Origin of the sequence: Acetoanaerobium noterae, from assembly GCF_900168025.1 — a bacterium.
In the GTDB taxonomy this organism is placed as follows: domain Bacteria; phylum Bacillota; class Clostridia; order Peptostreptococcales; family Filifactoraceae; genus Acetoanaerobium; species Acetoanaerobium noterae.
Genome location: NZ_FUYN01000002.1, coordinates 418,051 through 435,636, shown reverse-complemented (window position 1 = coordinate 435,636; position 17,586 = coordinate 418,051). Strand labels below are relative to the sequence as shown.

Here is a 17,586-nt window from a genome sequence, read left to right as displayed (position 1 = left end):
TTATTCCTCCTTTTCTAATTCTATCTCGACAAAAATCTTATTTCCTTCTTCATCATGGAAGTATGCGTTTTTATAACCTTTAAAACTCATAGATCTAAAGAAGTCAATAGCCTCTCTATAACTTACTTTCTTATCTAAATCAATTTCACAAAGCTCATTAAAGTCTTTCTTTAAGTTAACATTTCCTTCAGAGTTTGGTTGAACTGCTTTATACTCATTATTAATTATTTTTAGTAAATTTTCTCTAATAAGTTCAATCTCTAATTCTTGAATTCGTTGATAAACATCATACGAAGTCTCCCAAGCTCTTATTTCTAGCTCTTTTTGAACAATAATTGGACCATGATCTAATTCTTCATCCATTTCATGAATTGTTACTCCTATTGGTAGCTTATTGATAATGCTAAATACTTGTGGGAACCATCCCCTATTATGTGGATTTAAGCCCGGATGTACATTGACACAACGTACGCTTTTAACCAACTCAGGTGGGAATAATTGTTTGCAGTGGAGTGAGAAAACCAAATCGTAATTTTCAATAATAACATCACATTTTTTTTTGAGGTTTATAGCTTTGAAATTATTGATGCATTTTTTTTGCAAAAATTCATTATTGTATGAATAAAAGTAGTCAAACTTGATCCCTTCAAAATCACAGCCCATTATCAACTTTTTGAAACTTATATAAAGAAATTCATTATCTGTGAGTATAAGTATATTCATAAAATCTTCCTTTCTACTTGATTGTTTATTTACAGCATATTGTTATGCCTAAATACACAGTTATATTAAAACAAACTAAGCGGAACAAATATTAATCAGAATATTACAATAGTGATAATATTAACCATTGTTATGGTCTGTGTTTAACCTTTCCTAACTATATTCATTTTTTCTTTTCAATTGTCTAATCGTTCTAACTAAGTAGTTAAAGCTTTCTAAATTAAATGTTCTGGCCAATCCAATATAAATACTTACTCCTAAAATTATTTGAAGTATAAGTATCTGCCAATCGTTAAAGCTAAAGAGATTTAAAGAATAGACTATTCCTCCCATAGTAATAGAAATGAAAAGAGATGGCATTATATCTATCAATTGCTCCTTATAGCTATAATTTAGCAACTGTTTGTTCGGATAAGCGTTAATGAATGTAAAAATAATTCCACTGATAGCAACTCCTAGCGCCAATGCGTATACTCCGAAAGGTAATGTAATTCCCAGAATTATTAGGCCAACAGTTTTCTTAATAATCTCTAGTCGCAAAAATATATCGCTTCTACCCATTGCATTAATTGCTTGTAAGTTAGCTGTATGAATTGGCCATAGTGAAAAAGTCAAACATGATATCTGCAAGAACGGTACTGCAGGTAACCACTTTTCTGTTAGTACAATCAGTACTAATTGTTTTGACACTACAGCCATACCTATCATCATAGGGAAAATCAGAAAGGAACTTGATACTATTGCTCTTCTCATCATTTCCTTAACTCTCTTTTTGTCATCTTGACAAGCTGATAATGCTGGTAGCATTACAGATTGAATTGAGCCGTTAATATTCGCTACAATCAACTGTGGAAATTGTTGTCCTCTATTATAAAAACCTATCATCGATGGACTATAAACCCTTCCAATAATAAGGGTTGTCAACTCTCTATATAGAGTGTCAATCAAGCCTGATGCAAGCAGCTTTGATCCGTAGGAAAAAAGGCTCTTTACTCTTTGAATTGAGAATACCAATTGAGGTCTCCATTTAACAGTAGACCATAATAATACTGCAACTGTTAATTGATTAGTCAATTGTTGAGCAACTAAAGCCCAGACACCCATACCCCTATATGCAGCAACTATACCAATAACCCCCGAGATAATCACAGCACCTAAACTGCATACAAACAATTTCTTGAATAACATATGTTTTGCTACAAAGGCGTTTTGAATAGAGTTTACTGCTCCAATAAACAAAGTAATTGATAATATTCTAAGCACATTTGTTAATACAGGTTGGTTGTAAAATTTTGCTACAAAGGGGGCGCAGAAAAAGATAACAGTATATAATATTGTAGCAACTCCTAAACTTAAATACAAAACTGATGAAAAATCAACTTCATCCGCGTTCTTTTTTTGGATTAATGCTGTATTAAAGCCACTTTGTACAAATACATTGGCTAGAAGTATAAACACCATTACTATAGCAATAACACCGAACTCTTCAGGCGAAAGAAGTCTTGCTAGAATAATTTGGACGATAAATTGTATACCTTGTGTTCCACTTCTCTCTAATAGTTTCCACATTAGGGAAGAGACTATATTTGATTTAATGCTTTCTGTTTGCATTATATCCCTTCTTTCTAAAAAGCGAAATTTTCTTTCAGCCTTGCTTCTTCTGATATAGTTCAAATTAGAAAACTATTAATTTTTTTCTAATATATGAACAAAGTTTCCTTACGAATAAGTGTATTGTGAAGAGTTTAGTTTTATAAGATAACTTTCTTGTAAATCCTGAAATATGTTTTAGTGTTGTATTCTTTTTTACCAAATAGGTAGAAATAAGTTCTAATGCTCGCACTGCTTTAGTATAATCAAAGTTATATTTTTTATCGAAATAGCTTTCAAGTTTACTATACATAGTAATTATTTCTTCATACTCCCCTATCATATTACGTCTAATAATTGCACTTGCATTTCCGCCATTATTGGAAAGATTTTCCCTATAAGAACTTAACTTGTCTGGGATGTAAAGAATCGGACCATTATTTAAACAAAGACATGCTATAGTGTAATCTGATATAAGTTTGTGTGCTTCAAATATTATGCTGAAATCTAAATCAGAATTTAAGAAAAAATTCTTATGCATTAGTGTTGCAGTATGAAATATCCCCGACGTCTTTAACAAATCGTTAATTGTTATTTCTGTAGGCTCGTCGAAGTAACAGGTTTCGCCGAAAATATTTCCTTTCATATCAACTCTATAATTTGCGTGAGCTATGCCAAAATAAAATCCACATTCAAGTAAACTAATCTGTTTTTCAATTTTACCATTATCACTCCAAAAATCATCACCTTCTAGATAAGCAATATATCTTCCTTTTGTTTTCAGTAAAAGATCGTGTAAATTTTTTGTTGCTCCTATGTTCTCAGTTCTTTTAATTAATCTTATTTTGTCTGGATATAACTCCTGATACTCCCCAAGTATTTTCGCAGTAGTATCTTCAGAAGAATCATCTCCAATAAGTATCTCATACTTATATTGAGTCCATTGCATTAATATGCTTTCTATGGCATCTTTTACATATTTTTCGTGATTGTAAGTTACCATAACAATTGATAGATCTATCATTAAAGTTCCTCCTTGATTCTTTCCAAGTTTTGTTTCTTATTTAACTCATCAGAAAAAACAAATCTTATGAGTATTAATGGAACTAGGTAAGAATAAAAAACTGAACTAATAGAAACACTTAAAAAGGCTATTGTAAATATTACTATGACAATACCCGCATATGATATATCCATTCTATTCATAATCCAGTTAATCATCTGTAAGAGTACAACTAAAGAGAATGCCCCGAGTATTATCCCTAGAAAACCTAAATCAGCATAAGCGTATGAAAACATTCCATTATTGGCCAACAATTCTTCTCTACCTAAATAATTCAATCCAATAATTTTTGCAGATGGTACCTCATAATTCGGAGATAAGCCAAAAACTTTTATGAAAAATCTTGAGAAAAACATATCTTCAAATAGAAGTAGTTTTGAGTTTCTGCTAAAGTAGTCAAAGTAATAGGAGTTTAATAATGCTGGAACAAAGAATATCCTTCTAATGAAATAATCAAAAAGGATATCAGTTTTTTTAATAACTAATTCTAATAATGATAATAGATTTAAACTAACAAAAGCAAATGGCAAATACCTCAGATTTTTGTTGTTTAAAAAGTAAATTGATGCTATCCCTATGGGGATTAAAAAAAATTGCGTTTTATGCCCTGCAATTGAAAATGATATTATTTGTGCAATTAATAGATAGAAGAAACTATAATAGTTCTTTTTTTTGTAATTGTATACTGCCATTACAGGAATTATTATTGTTCCACTCCAAGTAAGAACAAGCGAATACAATGTTCCAAAATTTGATAAGGATTCATTAAATCTCAAATCGTATACATCTGATAATCCAAAGTGAAAATAAATCCTTCCGTAAACTTTAAATGATGTATACACAACGAACAGAACTGCCATAATCTGTATTATGTACCTTATCGTTTCTGGAGTGAATATTCTTTTTAAACCCTTTATTTGTATTTTTGGTAAGCTAATTTTCTTTCTTTCGAGTAATTGATTAAAACAAAACAATATCAACCAATAAAAATTGTGATATATAAAATAGGCCCACTCATTACTATTATATGAGTCATGGATAGTCGTCGGTATATAACTCACATAGAATAGAATAATAATAATCACAGAAGAGATTTTAATATTTGAATTTTTATTATACAAATTAGATATTAAGAAATTGAAAATTAAAAAAAAAGCCCACGACATAACATATCTATGCAATGAAAATTCTACTTCATAAGTTAGAGGGTATTTTACATGTAAGACCGAAACATATATATACTCCATGATAACTCTGTATAAAACTGACCAACTAAACACTTTGAGATTTACAAGTCTCATGTCTTAGACCCTCCTTTACTTGTCATTCGAGTCTTAACGAACTCCTTAACAAAATTCATAAATATACCTAAACAAAGAAATGATTTTTCAATATCTAATGCTTCTAGAATTTTTTGTGACTTAAATTTCTTTTGTTTTGCAATTTTATAGTATCTACCTGCTGAGAAGAAGTTGTAAGGGAAAGGTAGTGTATTACAGTTCATTTTTTCTAACAAAGTATAGCCATTAAAGTTTGACAGTTTCCTATATTCAGAATCTGTATTTGTCAAACCATCATGTAAATAATCACAAATACAAATTATCTCTGGAAACCATCTAATTAAAAATCCATCTGAGGCTATTTTATTCCAAACCACAGCCTCCCATAAAAATTTTTCTCCCTCAAATTCGGGAAAAGGATACTTTTTCAAGATTTCAGTTCTATATATTTCGGCTTTGTCTCCCTGAAGTTTATTTTTAATTCTATCTATATTATTAGAATCAACATACTTATTCTCATCAGGAAAATCTCCAATTCTAATTAACTGGTTACCATCATACTTTCCCTTACAGCCTGAAACCCCAACATATCTTTCAGCATTATCAATCTCTTTTATCCATTTATAAATTAACTCTACAGCATTATTAGTTAAGTAATCATCGCTATCAAGAATATATGTGAAATCATATTGTGCAAAGTTGATTCCTTTGTTTATAGCTCTATGCTTTCCTCCATTATCTTGTTTAATATAGTTTATATTGAATTCTATCTCTGAATCTTTCCATTTTCTAACAATTTCTTCAGTATTATCTGTAGAGCCGTCATCTACTACAATCCATTCAAACCCCTTCTTGGATTGTCTTTTCAATGATTCAAATAATTGTGGCAAGATATATGCTCTGTTATAAGTGGGTGTTAATATTGATAACATACTTCATTTCTCCATTTCATATATTAAATATCTTATCTAATGGTTTTTAAAATCTTATTTAATAACGATTCTGATGCTCTTTCTAAACCAATTTCATCTTCAAGAACACCTCTCATTAGCCTTCTAGCATTCCCAATATTTATAATTTTTTCAATCTTACTTGAAATTTCTTCAATGTTATCCTGATTAAATATTAAGTCTGTATCAGTTATAGTTTTAATTACCCCAATTGCACCTACTCTTCTTGACACCAATAAATTGCAATTTGAAAATAATGCTTCAATCAAAGCCAATCCAAAAGTTTCAAAGCTACTATTCTGTACATATAAATAACTTTCAGCTAGAATTTCCAGCACTTTTTCATGGGGTAGTTCATCATAGTAAGTAACAAAATCATAGCTGCATATCTTTTCTTTGTCAGTGTATGGAAGTCCTATAACTATATATTTTAAACCCATGTTTTTTTCTTTATTAAGTTTATCAATGGCCGCGCAAACCGCTAAATTGTTTTTTTGCTTCATTCCACCTCCAATAGAAACAATTTGTCCTTGTTTCTTGTTTGCAGAATATTTTACAGTGCTGTTCTTGATTTTATTTAAATCTAAACCATTATAATTATAATCAAACTTTTCTTTGAATGTAGGTTCTGCATCTTTCATATAATTCATGAAAGCTTCTGATACACAAAAAATATGATCCACATTTCTGAATATATACTTCTCACACTTATTAATTTTCATAAGTTGCTTTTCAGTAATATTTTCGTTATTAATTCTATTTTCAAGCGTTGAATATCCATGCATCAAGTAAAAAGTCTTTTTATTGAAGAGTTTTGCTATCCTAATTCCAAAGATAGTTGCTTTTGAAAAACTACAAAAACAAACTCCGTCTGAAAATAAAATCTTAACTACAATTTCTAAAGCCCTCGTTAACTTGTTATTGGCATCCGAAAAAACTACACTTTTATTTCCTAAAAGACCTTTTCGAATAGCTTTATTTGCCATTGCAGGTCCTGTATTATTTTTTAAATCACCTACAAAAAAAAACTTCATTTGTATAACCTCTAATCTATAGTTTTATTTACATAAGTTTCAAATACTCACTTCGCCCCTGCAACATAATTTTTAAAGCGTTCATCAGAGAGGTTTCTTTTTTATATAAATTACGTTTTCTTAAAGCAAATTGCAAAATATACAATAAAGATAGCGATTTTGACATTGCAGTAAACTGAGCACCTTTACTAATAAAATAGCCTTTATTATAACCATTGAACCACGAAGATTCACCTATATGTAAGTCAGCAATTTTCACGGGAACATATGCGATTTTTAGCCCATTTTTAATACAATGAGCAAGAAAAATATTCTCTTCTCCCATTTTATATCTTGATCCCGCACCAAAATTTTCATCAAACTTTATATCTTGCTCTTTTACCTTTTCTAATCTAAATGCAACTTCAACTGATGATATCTTCATAGAAGTAAAGTAGTTTAATTTTCTCGACTCTTTATAATAACTTTTAAATTTTTTCTCTATCCCTTCTACTTGGAAGGTAATAATGTCTGCTTGTGGATGTAACTTAAACTGTTCTATGATTAAATCGCTATAGTTTTCAACATACTCCAAATCATCATCAGCCAAAACACAAATATCTCCTGTAGCATGTTTCAATGCCATATTTCTACTTTTGCTTAACCCTCTATCAGAATCATTGAACCATTTCACTTTCTTCCCATCATGCTGAATTTCATTTTCGCTATTTTCATCACATTGATTTATCACAATTGCATCGGAATTGATATTCATTTTGTCTATCAAACTATAATCTTTCTGATGCATTGTTGCCACAAGTACTTGCAAATCCATATATTAAAACCCCTTAACCTATCATATTATTTAATCTCTACTAAACAAATCTCTTGTATAAACCTTGTCTACTACATCCTTAATCTCATCAGACAACCTATTTGCCACAATAACATCAGAAATTTTCTTAAACTCATCAAAGTCTTTTATCACTCTTGAATGATAGAACTCATCCTCTTTAAGAGCTGGCTCATATACAACAACCTCGATACCTTTGGCTTTGATACGTTTCATGACTCCCTGGATAGCGGATTGACGGAAGTTATCAGAATCCATCTTCATAGTTAGCCGATAAATACCTACAATCTTAGGATTTCTTTTAATAATCATCTCTGCAATATGGTCTTTTCTTGTTCTGTTTGCCTCCACTACCGCCCCCATTATATTTTGGGGAACATCCTGGTAATTGGCTAACAACTGCTTTGTATCCTTGGGTAAGCAATATCCACCATAACCAAATGAAGGATTATTATAATGCGTCCCTATCCGTGGATCCATCCCCACACCCTCAATAATTTGTTTAGTATCAAGACCTCTTACCTCTGCATAAGAGTCAAGTTCATTAAAGTAAGCAACTCTTAAAGCAAGATAAGTATTGGCAAAGAGTTTAATTGCTTCGGCTTCGGTTGGATTTGTATAAAGAATTGGAATGTCCTTCTTGATCGCACCATAAGCTAATAGTTCAGCAAATACTTTTGCTCTCTCAGACTGCTCTCCTACAACAATTCTTGATGGATATAAATTATCGTATAAAGCTTTTCCTTCTCTTAAGAATTCTGGCGAAAAAATGATATTCTCTGTTTCGAATTTTTCTTTAATTGAGTCTGTATATCCAACAGGTACCGTAGATTTAATTATCATAACAGCTTCTGGATTTATTGAAAGAACATTAGCAATAACTGCCTCAACGGTTCTTGTGTTAAAGTAGTTTTTTTCAGGGTCATAATTAGTAGGCGTAGCAATAATTACATAATCAGCATCTTTAAACGCAACATAATTATCAGTAGTAGCATTTAAATTCAATTCTCTAGTAGCTAAGTATTCTTCAATTTCTGCATCAATAATTGGTGATTTTTTATTGTTAATCATATTAACCTTGTCTTGGATGATATCCAATGCTATTACTTCATTATTTTGCGCTAAGAGAACTGCATTAGATAAACCAACATAACCAGTTCCCGCTATTGTTATTTTCATTTCAATCCCCCTACCTTGTACTTTCAGCTTTATCCCAAAACGGTTTAGCCTTGCTTGTTAATATTCTGTATACTCCGACCCATTGGGCTATTATTGTTACTGTGTAATAATAAATCAAAGTTAGATATTTATTCTGTGATTTAGTAATCGCTTTTAACAAAGCTAAAAAGTAAAAAAGAACTTGCCCTATAAATGCCAACATATAAAACCATGATCCGCTAATTAAAAAAGCACTCAAAACAAACAATATAAAGTGTGATATCCAAAGTAAGTACCTACACGTCCTGTGACCAAAATAAAAGTAAGAAAACCATCCGTATTTGAACACATTTAATATCCTGACATCTGGTAGTATCTGTTTAAGGATTATTCGGTTCATCCTTACCTTTCTACCAAACTCATCTTCTATAACTTCCCCTGCTTTTTCATAAGCAATTGCATCATGATTCGCTATTGCTCTTTTACCCTCAAGTGCATACAATGGAGGCATTGCACTATCATGGCATTGAATTGGGTTAAAATCATAGTAATCTTTTGTTCTACAGGCATATAATGCTCCATTACCCGCAGTAATAGTCTGTATTCTACCTTCAATTTCTCTAGCCGCTAAATCACTATCCCAATAACTAGCCTCAGCATTACTTACATCACTGGCTTCTTGATTCACTATAGATAGTCTACCTGAAACATATGCAATGTTCTCTGAAGTAAAAGCTGCCATTAATTCTCTAACAGAGTTTTTATCCATCATTGAGTTTGCATCTGTCATTACAAGATACTCTGTTGATACTGTTTTTTGAGCTTCATTCTGTGCATTAGTTTTCCCCATACGGGCTTTAACTTCATAAAGTCTTATGTTATATTCAGAATGATTAGCTATAAATTCCTTAACTATTTCATTTGTTCTATCCGTGCTGTTATCTGATGATATTAAAAACTCAATCTTCTCTTTGGGATAATCAAGTTTAATGATATTATGGAGTTTCTCAAGAATTACTTTTTCTTCATTATGAGCTACAACCATAACTGTAACCGTTGGCTGATGTTTGTAGTCTTTCTTTAGTTTTCTAGACTTATAGATCTTACCAATTATCTTTAAAGATACTGGATAGCCTACCATAGCCCAAACAATAATAAATGCACTTATATAAAATAATATTTTAAAGAGTAATTCCATTTTCTCTTCTCCTCACAACATTTAATCTATCTTTCTCACCGGAACCCAACATATGTCCCAAGTTCAGTAATATCCTTAACCACCACAGCACCTGCACCCACTTTGCATCCACTGCAGATGTTCACGTTATTGCCTAATATCTTATTCATGAAACTTAATTGGTTTAGCAGGCGAACCAACAGCAGTGCAATTTGCTGGTAAATCTTTTACTACTACAGCTCCTGCACCAACAACGGTGTTTCTTCCAATGTTTACACCTTGGATAACAGCTGATCCTGTTCCAATGCTTACACATTCTTCTGTTTCAACAAAACCCGATATATTAACGCTTGGAAGAACTGTTGAATAATCACCAATAATTGCATCATGTCCAATTGTACAATCTAGATTTACAATGACGTGCTTGCCAATTTCAATATTCACTGTAATAATATTCCCGGCGCAAATGATTGAACCTTCCCCAAAATTAACACTGTCGGAAAAAACAACATTTGGATGGATTAATACTGGATATTGGTTCTTGCTACTATCTAATTTTTCTATAATTTTCTTTTTCGTTATTGGATCCCCGATTGCATTAACTACATATAGTTCTTGCTCTTTTAACCAATTGATATTTCCAACGACTTTATATCCATTAACTTCAGTTCCTTGGATATCTTGATTATCATCAACAAATCCAACAATATTCCATTCCTTATTTTCTTTATTAATATCTTCAATAAGCCAAGCAACTTCTCTACCAAAACCACCAGCTCCAATAATAACTATATTTTTCATATAATTAATCCTCCATTCTTTGAGATCCTCTAAAAGGCTCCATCGTCACTGATGTATCCGAACTAATTCCTTCTTTAACAAATACCTTCTTTATTGTAAGAAAGATAATCTTCCAGTCTCCGATAAAGCTCACACTATCTACATACTCAACATCTAGATTGAACTTATCTTCCCAACTGATGGTATTACGTCCATTCACTTGAGCATGTCCTGAAAGACCTGGTCTTACTTCATGTCTTCTCTTTTGGTGTTCGTTGTAAAGTTCAAGATATTGAATGAGTAAAGGCCTCGGCCCCACAATACTCATATCCCCTCTAAGGATATTAAACAGCTCCGGAAGCTCATCTAGACTTGTAGATCTAAGCATCCTACCAAACTTTGTTAATCTAACACTATCTGGAAGCAGCTCACCATTCTCGTCCTTCTCGTCCGTCATTGTTCTGAACTTATACATAGTAAAAATCTTCTCATTAAGACCTGGTCTTTTCTGCTTAAACAATACCGGACTACCAAGCTTAACTCTAACCAATACCCCAACGATTATAAGTACCGGACTTAAAGCAATAATCGCCATCAAAGATAAAATGAAGTCCAATGGTCGTTTGAAAAATCTTCTGTATAAGCCTTTATTCACTTTAACATTAACTTCTTCTTTAACTCCACTTTGCATCTCTTAGCACCTACTTCTTATTTAAACCATAGTCCCTTTATAATTGAACATATCCTATGCAAATCCTCATCTGTCATCTTGGTGTCACTCGGCAAGCACACACCATTCTCAAATAGCTGCTCACTAACATCTGATCCAACATAATCATACTCAGCGAAGAACGGCTGCATGTGCATCGGCTTCCATACAGGTCTTGATTCGATGTTTTCCTTCTCTAGTGCTTCCATAACATCAAGAGGTCTTACCGAACCCTTCAATGTCATCATACTCAACCAGTAATTCGGCTCATTCCAATCATTGATTGGCATAAACTCTACACCTTCTAACTGACCAAGTTTTCTCTTATAAAACTCAAATATATATTTCTTCTTAGCAACTCTCTTGTCTAATACCTTAAGCTGCCCTCTCCCAATCCCAGCAACAACGTTGCTCATACGGTAATTAAACCCTAATTCGCTGTGTTGGTAATGCCTTGCAGCATCTCTCGACTGAGTGGACCAAAACCTAACTTTCTTAATCTTCTCTTCATCATCTGAAACAAGCATTCCTCCACCAGAAGTAGTGATGATTTTATTTCCGTTAAAACTAAACACTCCGAACTTACCAAATGTTCCAGTATGTTTTCCTTTATAATAGGCACCCAAAGATTCAGCTGCATCTTCAATAACCGTTACTTCGTATCTGCTGCATATCTCCATAATCTTATCCATATCAGCAGAAAGACCATATAAATGCACAACTAAAACAGCCTTCACCTTATAACCATACTTCTCGAAGGCCTCCTCTAATGCTTTTGGATCCATATTCCATGTTTCATAATCACTGTCGATAAAGACAGGAGTTGCATTCTGATAGATGATTGGATTGGCTGTAGCTGAAAAAGTGAGGGTCGGACAAAATACTACATCTCCTTCACCGACATCGGCAGCTTTAAGTGCTAAGTGAATAGCTCCCGTCCCTGATGTCATCGCTGCAGCATGCTTTGAACCAACTTTAGCAGCAAGTTCTTTCTCAAATTCATTTACATTAGGTCCAAGTGGGGCTATCCAATTTGTATCAAACGCTTCTTGTACATACTTTCTTTCATAACCTTCATCACTCATATGTGGTGACGCTAACCATATTTTATTTGGCATATTAATCACTTCTCCTTTATTCAAGCTTAAAGAAATAAATAAGACCCAGTGATTTTTTAGTTCAGTGGGTCCTTAAGTACTATTATTTTTCAATGTAAATCACTGAGGTTTTAATTTTATATTTACTAATTATTTTTATTAGTTCCTCTAAGTCTTTTATTTCTGATTTTTCTTCTTCTACTATTATCATAGATAAGTCTGATTCTTTGGATTTTAGTAAAAATTCATCAGTAGTATATGGTAGTATCTGAACTTCTATATTATTTGATTTAGCAATTTTTATAAAGTCAGAAGGTAATACTGCAGAATCAGTATTATGAATTCCTATTAGCAGCTTATCTACCTCAGATAGTTTTGCTAGAGCTATAAGTTTATTTTGGCTTTCTGTATCTACTTTATTTTTAAGTCTTAAATCTATGTCTATTCCCATAGCTGTAATCTGAGCTTGCGATTGAATTTTTTTGCTTAAATAACTCATTGCAAATGCTAAAAATATCCCCAGCATAATTCCTAAAACCATTCCTATAGCAACTGGCAACAATCTACTCGAACCTTTTGTTTCACTTGCAATAGCATAGTCAATAATATTGATTTGATAATTGCTAAGTTCTGGATTTGCTTTTGCCATTTGAATTAATTTCTCAGGTATTTTATTTGCTATATCTGCTACTAATTTTTCATCTTTGTATTTCACTGTGATAGTAAGAAGATTACTGCCTGTCTGATTTTCTATTTCTATATCTTCTGCTAGCTTTCTTGCCTTTATATATTCTCCTTCATCATCTTTTATTTCCAGTTCAGTTATGATACTTCTAAGAATACTCAGTGACTGAGCATATCCTTTTATAGTAGGTATCATTATTCCTTGCAACCTATCTTGATAATACACATACCCTTCCCCGATTTCTTCTGGGTTTTCTGGTGCCTTATAGTTATAAATTATAGCTATGCTACTTACTGCATCATATTCTGTTTGTTTTTCAAATGCAGGCAAAAAAGCATATATTCCCGATAATAAGGTAATAATTATAAAAGATATTAGGATTACTTTTTTTCTTTTTATGAGTACTCCTAGTAATTCTTTAAGAGATATTTCCTCTTCATATGTTTGATTCATTTGTCTTCCACCTTTTAGTTATTTGATTTAATAATACCTAATACATTGATTCCTAGTAATATATATATCATAGGAGTAATAGCCAAAATGCTGTCGTTAAAAACTGATGATAGTAAAAACCCTAAAATGGCTGATGAGAATATAGCTATTGTGATATTTATATTCCCTTCATTTAATGATGATTTAATTGACTTAAATATAAGTAACACTATTCCAGTTAAAAGAATAAGTAATGAAATTAATCCTGAGTGTATACCTATTTGTATGAAGGTATTATGAGGTTTATCAGTTAGTATGTTCCAGTAATATTGAGGCATATTCTCAGCTTGTCTTCCAAATATATCGTACTGTGGAAATTCTGTTATAAATGTATCTTGCCCCGAACCAACAATTATATTGCTAAAAACTAAAGGAATGCTTCTAGACCATATATACCCTCTTCCACTAGCTAATTTGCCTCTTTCCTCAAATCCTATATGCTTAGCATATAAGTCTTTTTGTATATCCACTTTTCTAAATGATGGAGTAGTAAACGAAAGCTCTCCATTTGATACTAGAAAATCTAATTTTTCCCAAGTTCGGTCATTATAATAATAATGTATGCTGTAATTGCTGTTTCCTTTATCAACTATATTTATATAGCAAGGATACTCTGTTATCCCTAGTATATGACCAGAAGACTGTTTTTCTCCCTCTATTTTAAGGTTAAAAAGCAACTTATGATTATCATCAATTAAGTTTAAATTCATATCTTTATCCACGTTCAATCTAGTAACCTTACCGTATATCTTTAGCTCAATGGTCTTCTCATCTATCTGCTTTATATCATTAATAGGCCCAATTTCTTTATAGTCTTTACCTTTTAAATCTGACGGCTGAAATAATGTTACAGCTTCTGTTCTAATTCTAGTAAGAGGGTTATCTGATATAGGTATATATGACAGACTCACTGGTAGTATAATAAGTGATAGTAGTATAGGTAAGAATCTAGTAAGTAGTAGTTTTTTATGTTCTTCTTTTGGTTTATCTTTTATTATGTATCTAGCTGTAAATACTAATATCAATAGACCTATCGCTCCTACTATTCCCAGCACTCCTGCTTCACTTCGACTACCATATAGGGCGAACATAGATAATATGAAGAATACCGCAAATAGCGCTCTTTCTCTTATGTTATTTGATATGATGGCAAACGATAACATAAGTAGTGCATAGAAGCTTATGTATCCTCCTAAGTAGTTAGGATTATAGAATACTCCATAGGAATATTTTTCACCAAATTTTATGTTAAAATCTTTTACTTGTGATTGTATTTCACTTGATATCATAATATTTTTTGCAAATTCTGTAGTAAAAATATCCATCCCAAAATATTGAAATATAGATATTAAAGATATTATTGCTCCTGAAGCACCTAGTGTATATATTATTGCTTTAATTTGTTTTTCAGTTTCTACTAAATTAATGGTTGAAAACATAAGTAATAAATAACAAAGAATTATCCACATTCCTTCCCGTCTTTCATTAAATCCGTGGAGTGCAATTTGAGGATATTTAGAAAATATAGTAGAAAGTATTACTAAAAATCCATATGCTCCCATAAAATAGTATGCTTTAGTAAATTTTATTTTTTTTGTAAAGAGAAAAGTATGTAATAAGGCCCATGCTGTTACAACGTAAATAAAAATTTGTTTATAATAGGTAAAAAAATCAGGATTAATGCTTTGTCCATTCCAAAATTCATAAAAAGGACCTTCTAGTGGCACTAATTTTAGACGTATAATAAATGGTAAAATTCCAACAATTAATAAAAGCGGTAAAATCTTAAATAAATCAAAATATATGTGTGAAGTCTTAAGTGCATTTTGGTTTATTCTAGTATCATTATTTAGTCTCTTCTTAGATGTAGACACCATGCTACCTCCTTCTATTCATTCGTTACCAATATATTATAACATAGGATATCTAAAAATGAAAAAGCGATTGCATAAAAAAAGGCAGAATAAATGTAAATTCTGCCCGTTTTTATATTAATTTAGTTAATGCTTCCTCCTGCTAATAACGGATTGTTATACATCTCTACTAAAAGCGCATGTTGAGATTGAATTTTTTCAATTCCATTATTAACTTCATTTATTCCAAGTAATAAATCTTGATAATCTTGGTTTATTGCTGTTCCAGCTTTAATAGCAACTTCTAATATTCTTTTTTTCTCTTCTAACTCTTTTAGTTTCAAAATAGTATTATCATAAGCAGTTTCAAATTTTTTAATAGAGTTATATTTGTTAATTACACTATCTTTTAAATCTTTCTTTGCTTGCTCCAAATCATTTGAAGAAATTTTAGCATCGAGTTCTAAGGCTTTATAGGGTGTAGGATTAGATTGCATGTTGCTAGGTAATCCACTAATATAATTAAGAGCATAGAAATCAACATCAATTCTTTGAATATCTAATTGTTGTTTTTTCCCCCATATATTGATATCACTACTTAACGCTCTTGTAGCTTTAAACTCAATATCTTCCTGAGTATCTTTTATGGGTTGGTATTCAAAATCAAGTTTTTCAATATTATATTTCTCGAAGTTGTCATAACCAATTATTTTACTAAGAGCTATATACTGCTCCTCAAGTTCTTTTTCTAAAGTTTCAATATCTTTTCTTGTTTGATTGATTTCTATATCCTTAGTCGTTAAATTAGTTTTACTTTCCATTCCGTATTCAACTTTAAGAGCAATTGTATTTCTTTTTTTAATATCATTGTCTAACTTAGATATTTTTAAATCTAAATCTTCTTCCATTAAATTTATATTATTGAACATGGATTTTAATTTAAAAGCTAAAGCTTGTTTAATATACTCTTCCATTTTAGTTGTTTTTTCTGAACTTATTTTATCATTTTTTTGAATTTTCATTAAGGCTAAAACTTGAGGATCATATAAGCTTGTTCCAAATTGGTCTAGAGCATCATCGATTTTCACTGTGGTAGATTCTTTTTCAAGTTTTAGATTTTTTAAGTCAGTACTTTCATTAATTGCAAGTTCTACCGCTCTTTCATAGGTAAGTAAGTTAGATGCTTGTACTGATTCTAAATTATTTGGTTCAGCAAATGCTGATAATGGATTCACAATAGTAAATGTCAAAAAAGCAGATAGAATTATTTTTTTGATATTCATTTTCAAGTTAATCACTCTCCTTTAAATTAATCATTTAGCACTTTAAACACTAATGTTTCAGTTTTTGGGTATGCTTGATTGATTTCAACTTCAATTGTAATTGTCATTTCTTTTATATCTTTATCTTCTTCTGGTAAATCAGAAAATGGAATAAATGTTTTTAAGTCTTCAGTACGTTGAACCCATTTAAACAATTTCATATCTAAATTCTCTTGCATCATTGCAGATGCTTTGTAAGTTTTTCCATTGGCTTCTATCGTGGTAGCCATTGAATTAATTTTTATACCCGTATTAACATCTTCATTTTTTAAATAAAAGTATAGTCTTCCATCTCTTCCATCATCTCTTACAGATAAGCCTTCAACAGTTAATTGGTAGCCATCTTTAGATACACGCGATGGAAAGTTTGCGTAATCTGAAGTAACCTGTGTTGATGATTCTAATTTTTTTATTTTATTTTCAAGCTCTTTTATTTTATTTTCATACTCATCAATCTTGTTTTGATCAAGACTATTTTGCGGTTGTGAAGCAATATTAACAGTTTTAGTCGAAGTATCAAATGTTGTACTAGCTCCTAATATATCAGCTATAAAAGCTGCAGGCAAGTATGTTCTATTTTCATACACTATAGGTTTTAAGCCTTCTGGATGGTATTTAAATTCTCCATTTACTTTAATTAAAAAATCATTTTGTAAATATGCTTCAATAGTTTTAGGTGCAGCATAAGCAAAACTCGATATACCTATCAACATTGTAAGAGTAATTGCTAATATTTTTTTCATTTAAGTTCCTCCTAAATAATTAATAATCTAAATCTAAATTTAAATCATGATATAATTTAAAATTGTACACTATAATTTTATACTAAATCACGATTTAA

General features: G+C 31.2%; 16 protein-coding genes. All 16 read right to left on the bottom strand.

Features of this window, described 5'->3' with window-relative positions:
* A complete protein-coding gene (locus tag B5X47_RS05585) occupies positions 1 to 723 on the bottom strand; it encodes a dTDP-4-amino-4,6-dideoxyglucose formyltransferase (protein WP_079589204.1) in 723 nt (240 codons plus the stop codon).
* Between the two features lie 153 nt (positions 724 to 876).
* Entirely contained in the window at positions 877 to 2,334 is a 1,458-nt protein-coding gene (locus tag B5X47_RS05580) for a lipopolysaccharide biosynthesis protein (RefSeq protein WP_079589203.1), read from the bottom strand.
* Positions 2,335 to 2,398: 64 nt separating this feature from the next.
* Positions 2,399 to 3,337 carry a glycosyltransferase family 2 protein gene (locus tag B5X47_RS05575; protein WP_079589202.1) on the bottom strand — a complete coding sequence of 313 codons (939 nt, stop codon included), beginning with the start codon at positions 3,335 to 3,337 and terminating at the stop codon, positions 2,399 to 2,401.
* Entirely contained in the window at positions 3,337 to 4,677 is a 1,341-nt protein-coding gene (locus tag B5X47_RS05570) for an O-antigen polymerase (RefSeq protein WP_079589201.1), read from the bottom strand. The genes B5X47_RS05575 and B5X47_RS05570 overlap by 1 nt, the downstream gene beginning before the upstream one ends.
* The gene (locus B5X47_RS05565; protein ID WP_079589200.1) at positions 4,674 to 5,588 is read right to left on the bottom strand and encodes a glycosyltransferase family 2 protein; all 915 of its coding nucleotides are present in this window, start codon (positions 5,586 to 5,588) and stop codon (positions 4,674 to 4,676) included. Before B5X47_RS05565 ends, B5X47_RS05570 begins: the two co-directional genes overlap by 4 nt.
* A 32-nt stretch (positions 5,589 to 5,620) precedes the next feature.
* Positions 5,621 to 6,640 (bottom strand): glycosyltransferase family 4 protein, encoded by a 1,020-nt coding sequence (locus B5X47_RS05560; RefSeq protein WP_079589199.1) that lies wholly within the window; start codon positions 6,638 to 6,640, stop codon positions 5,621 to 5,623.
* A gap of 28 nt (positions 6,641 to 6,668) precedes the next feature.
* Positions 6,669 to 7,454 (bottom strand): glycosyltransferase family 2 protein, encoded by a 786-nt coding sequence (locus tag B5X47_RS05555; RefSeq protein WP_079589198.1) that lies wholly within the window; start codon positions 7,452 to 7,454, stop codon positions 6,669 to 6,671.
* A gap of 30 nt (positions 7,455 to 7,484) precedes the next feature.
* On the bottom strand, positions 7,485 to 8,651 hold the full coding sequence (locus B5X47_RS05550; RefSeq protein WP_079589197.1) for a nucleotide sugar dehydrogenase: 1,167 nt from the start codon (positions 8,649 to 8,651) through the stop codon (positions 7,485 to 7,487).
* A 10-nt stretch (positions 8,652 to 8,661) separates the two neighbouring features.
* The gene (locus tag B5X47_RS05545) at positions 8,662 to 9,828 is read right to left on the bottom strand and encodes a glycosyltransferase family 2 protein (RefSeq protein ID WP_079589196.1); all 1,167 of its coding nucleotides are present in this window, start codon (positions 9,826 to 9,828) and stop codon (positions 8,662 to 8,664) included.
* Between the two features lie 141 nt (positions 9,829 to 9,969).
* Positions 9,970 to 10,608, bottom strand: coding sequence for an acetyltransferase (locus tag B5X47_RS05540; RefSeq protein WP_079589195.1), 639 nt, complete (start codon positions 10,606 to 10,608; stop codon positions 9,970 to 9,972).
* Between the two features lie 4 nt (positions 10,609 to 10,612).
* On the bottom strand, positions 10,613 to 11,278 hold the full coding sequence (locus tag B5X47_RS05535; protein ID WP_079589194.1) for a sugar transferase: 666 nt from the start codon (positions 11,276 to 11,278) through the stop codon (positions 10,613 to 10,615).
* 17 nt (positions 11,279 to 11,295) lie between these two features.
* Positions 11,296 to 12,414 carry a DegT/DnrJ/EryC1/StrS family aminotransferase gene (locus B5X47_RS05530; protein WP_079589193.1) on the bottom strand — a complete coding sequence of 373 codons (1,119 nt, stop codon included), beginning with the start codon at positions 12,412 to 12,414 and terminating at the stop codon, positions 11,296 to 11,298.
* Positions 12,415 to 12,496: 82 nt separating this feature from the next.
* Positions 12,497 to 13,531, bottom strand: coding sequence for a YveK family protein (locus tag B5X47_RS05525; protein ID WP_079589192.1), 1,035 nt, complete (start codon positions 13,529 to 13,531; stop codon positions 12,497 to 12,499).
* A gap of 14 nt (positions 13,532 to 13,545) precedes the next feature.
* Positions 13,546 to 15,444, bottom strand: coding sequence for an O-antigen ligase family protein (locus B5X47_RS05520; RefSeq protein ID WP_159446408.1), 1,899 nt, complete (start codon positions 15,442 to 15,444; stop codon positions 13,546 to 13,548).
* Between the two features lie 122 nt (positions 15,445 to 15,566).
* The gene (locus B5X47_RS05515) at positions 15,567 to 16,712 is read right to left on the bottom strand and encodes a hypothetical protein (protein ID WP_079589190.1); all 1,146 of its coding nucleotides are present in this window, start codon (positions 16,710 to 16,712) and stop codon (positions 15,567 to 15,569) included.
* Between the two features lie 20 nt (positions 16,713 to 16,732).
* A complete protein-coding gene (locus B5X47_RS05510; RefSeq protein WP_079589189.1) occupies positions 16,733 to 17,488 on the bottom strand; it encodes a stalk domain-containing protein in 756 nt (251 codons plus the stop codon).
* Between the last annotated feature and the right edge of the window lie 98 nt (positions 17,489 to 17,586).

What these genes read in the sequence shown, in the direction of transcription:
- B5X47_RS05580 (WP_079589203.1), bottom strand. Translation starts at nt 2,334, where the DNA reads ATGCAAACAGAAAGCATTAAATCAAATATAGTCTCTTCCCTAATGTGG.
- B5X47_RS05575 (WP_079589202.1), bottom strand. Translation starts at nt 3,337, where the DNA reads ATGATAGATCTATCAATTGTTATGGTAACTTACAATCACGAAAAATAT.
- B5X47_RS05540 (WP_079589195.1), bottom strand. Translation starts at nt 10,608, where the DNA reads ATGAAAAATATAGTTATTATTGGAGCTGGTGGTTTTGGTAGAGAAGTT.
- B5X47_RS05530 (WP_079589193.1), bottom strand. Translation starts at nt 12,414, where the DNA reads ATGCCAAATAAAATATGGTTAGCGTCACCACATATGAGTGATGAAGGT.
- B5X47_RS05555 (WP_079589198.1), bottom strand. Translation starts at nt 7,454, where the DNA reads ATGGATTTGCAAGTACTTGTGGCAACAATGCATCAGAAAGATTATAGT.
- B5X47_RS05525 (WP_079589192.1), bottom strand. Translation starts at nt 13,531, where the DNA reads ATGAATCAAACATATGAAGAGGAAATATCTCTTAAAGAATTACTAGGA.
- B5X47_RS05560 (WP_079589199.1), bottom strand. Translation starts at nt 6,640, where the DNA reads ATGAAGTTTTTTTTTGTAGGTGATTTAAAAAATAATACAGGACCTGCA.
- B5X47_RS05510 (WP_079589189.1), bottom strand. Translation starts at nt 17,488, where the DNA reads ATGAAAAAAATATTAGCAATTACTCTTACAATGTTGATAGGTATATCG.
- B5X47_RS05565 (WP_079589200.1), bottom strand. Translation starts at nt 5,588, where the DNA reads ATGTTATCAATATTAACACCCACTTATAACAGAGCATATATCTTGCCA.
- B5X47_RS05545 (WP_079589196.1), bottom strand. Translation starts at nt 9,828, where the DNA reads ATGGAATTACTCTTTAAAATATTATTTTATATAAGTGCATTTATTATT.
- B5X47_RS05585 (WP_079589204.1), bottom strand. Translation starts at nt 723, where the DNA reads ATGAATATACTTATACTCACAGATAATGAATTTCTTTATATAAGTTTC.
- B5X47_RS05550 (WP_079589197.1), bottom strand. Translation starts at nt 8,651, where the DNA reads ATGAAAATAACAATAGCGGGAACTGGTTATGTTGGTTTATCTAATGCA.
- B5X47_RS05570 (WP_079589201.1), bottom strand. Translation starts at nt 4,677, where the DNA reads ATGAGACTTGTAAATCTCAAAGTGTTTAGTTGGTCAGTTTTATACAGA.
- B5X47_RS05535 (WP_079589194.1), bottom strand. Translation starts at nt 11,278, where the DNA reads ATGCAAAGTGGAGTTAAAGAAGAAGTTAATGTTAAAGTGAATAAAGGC.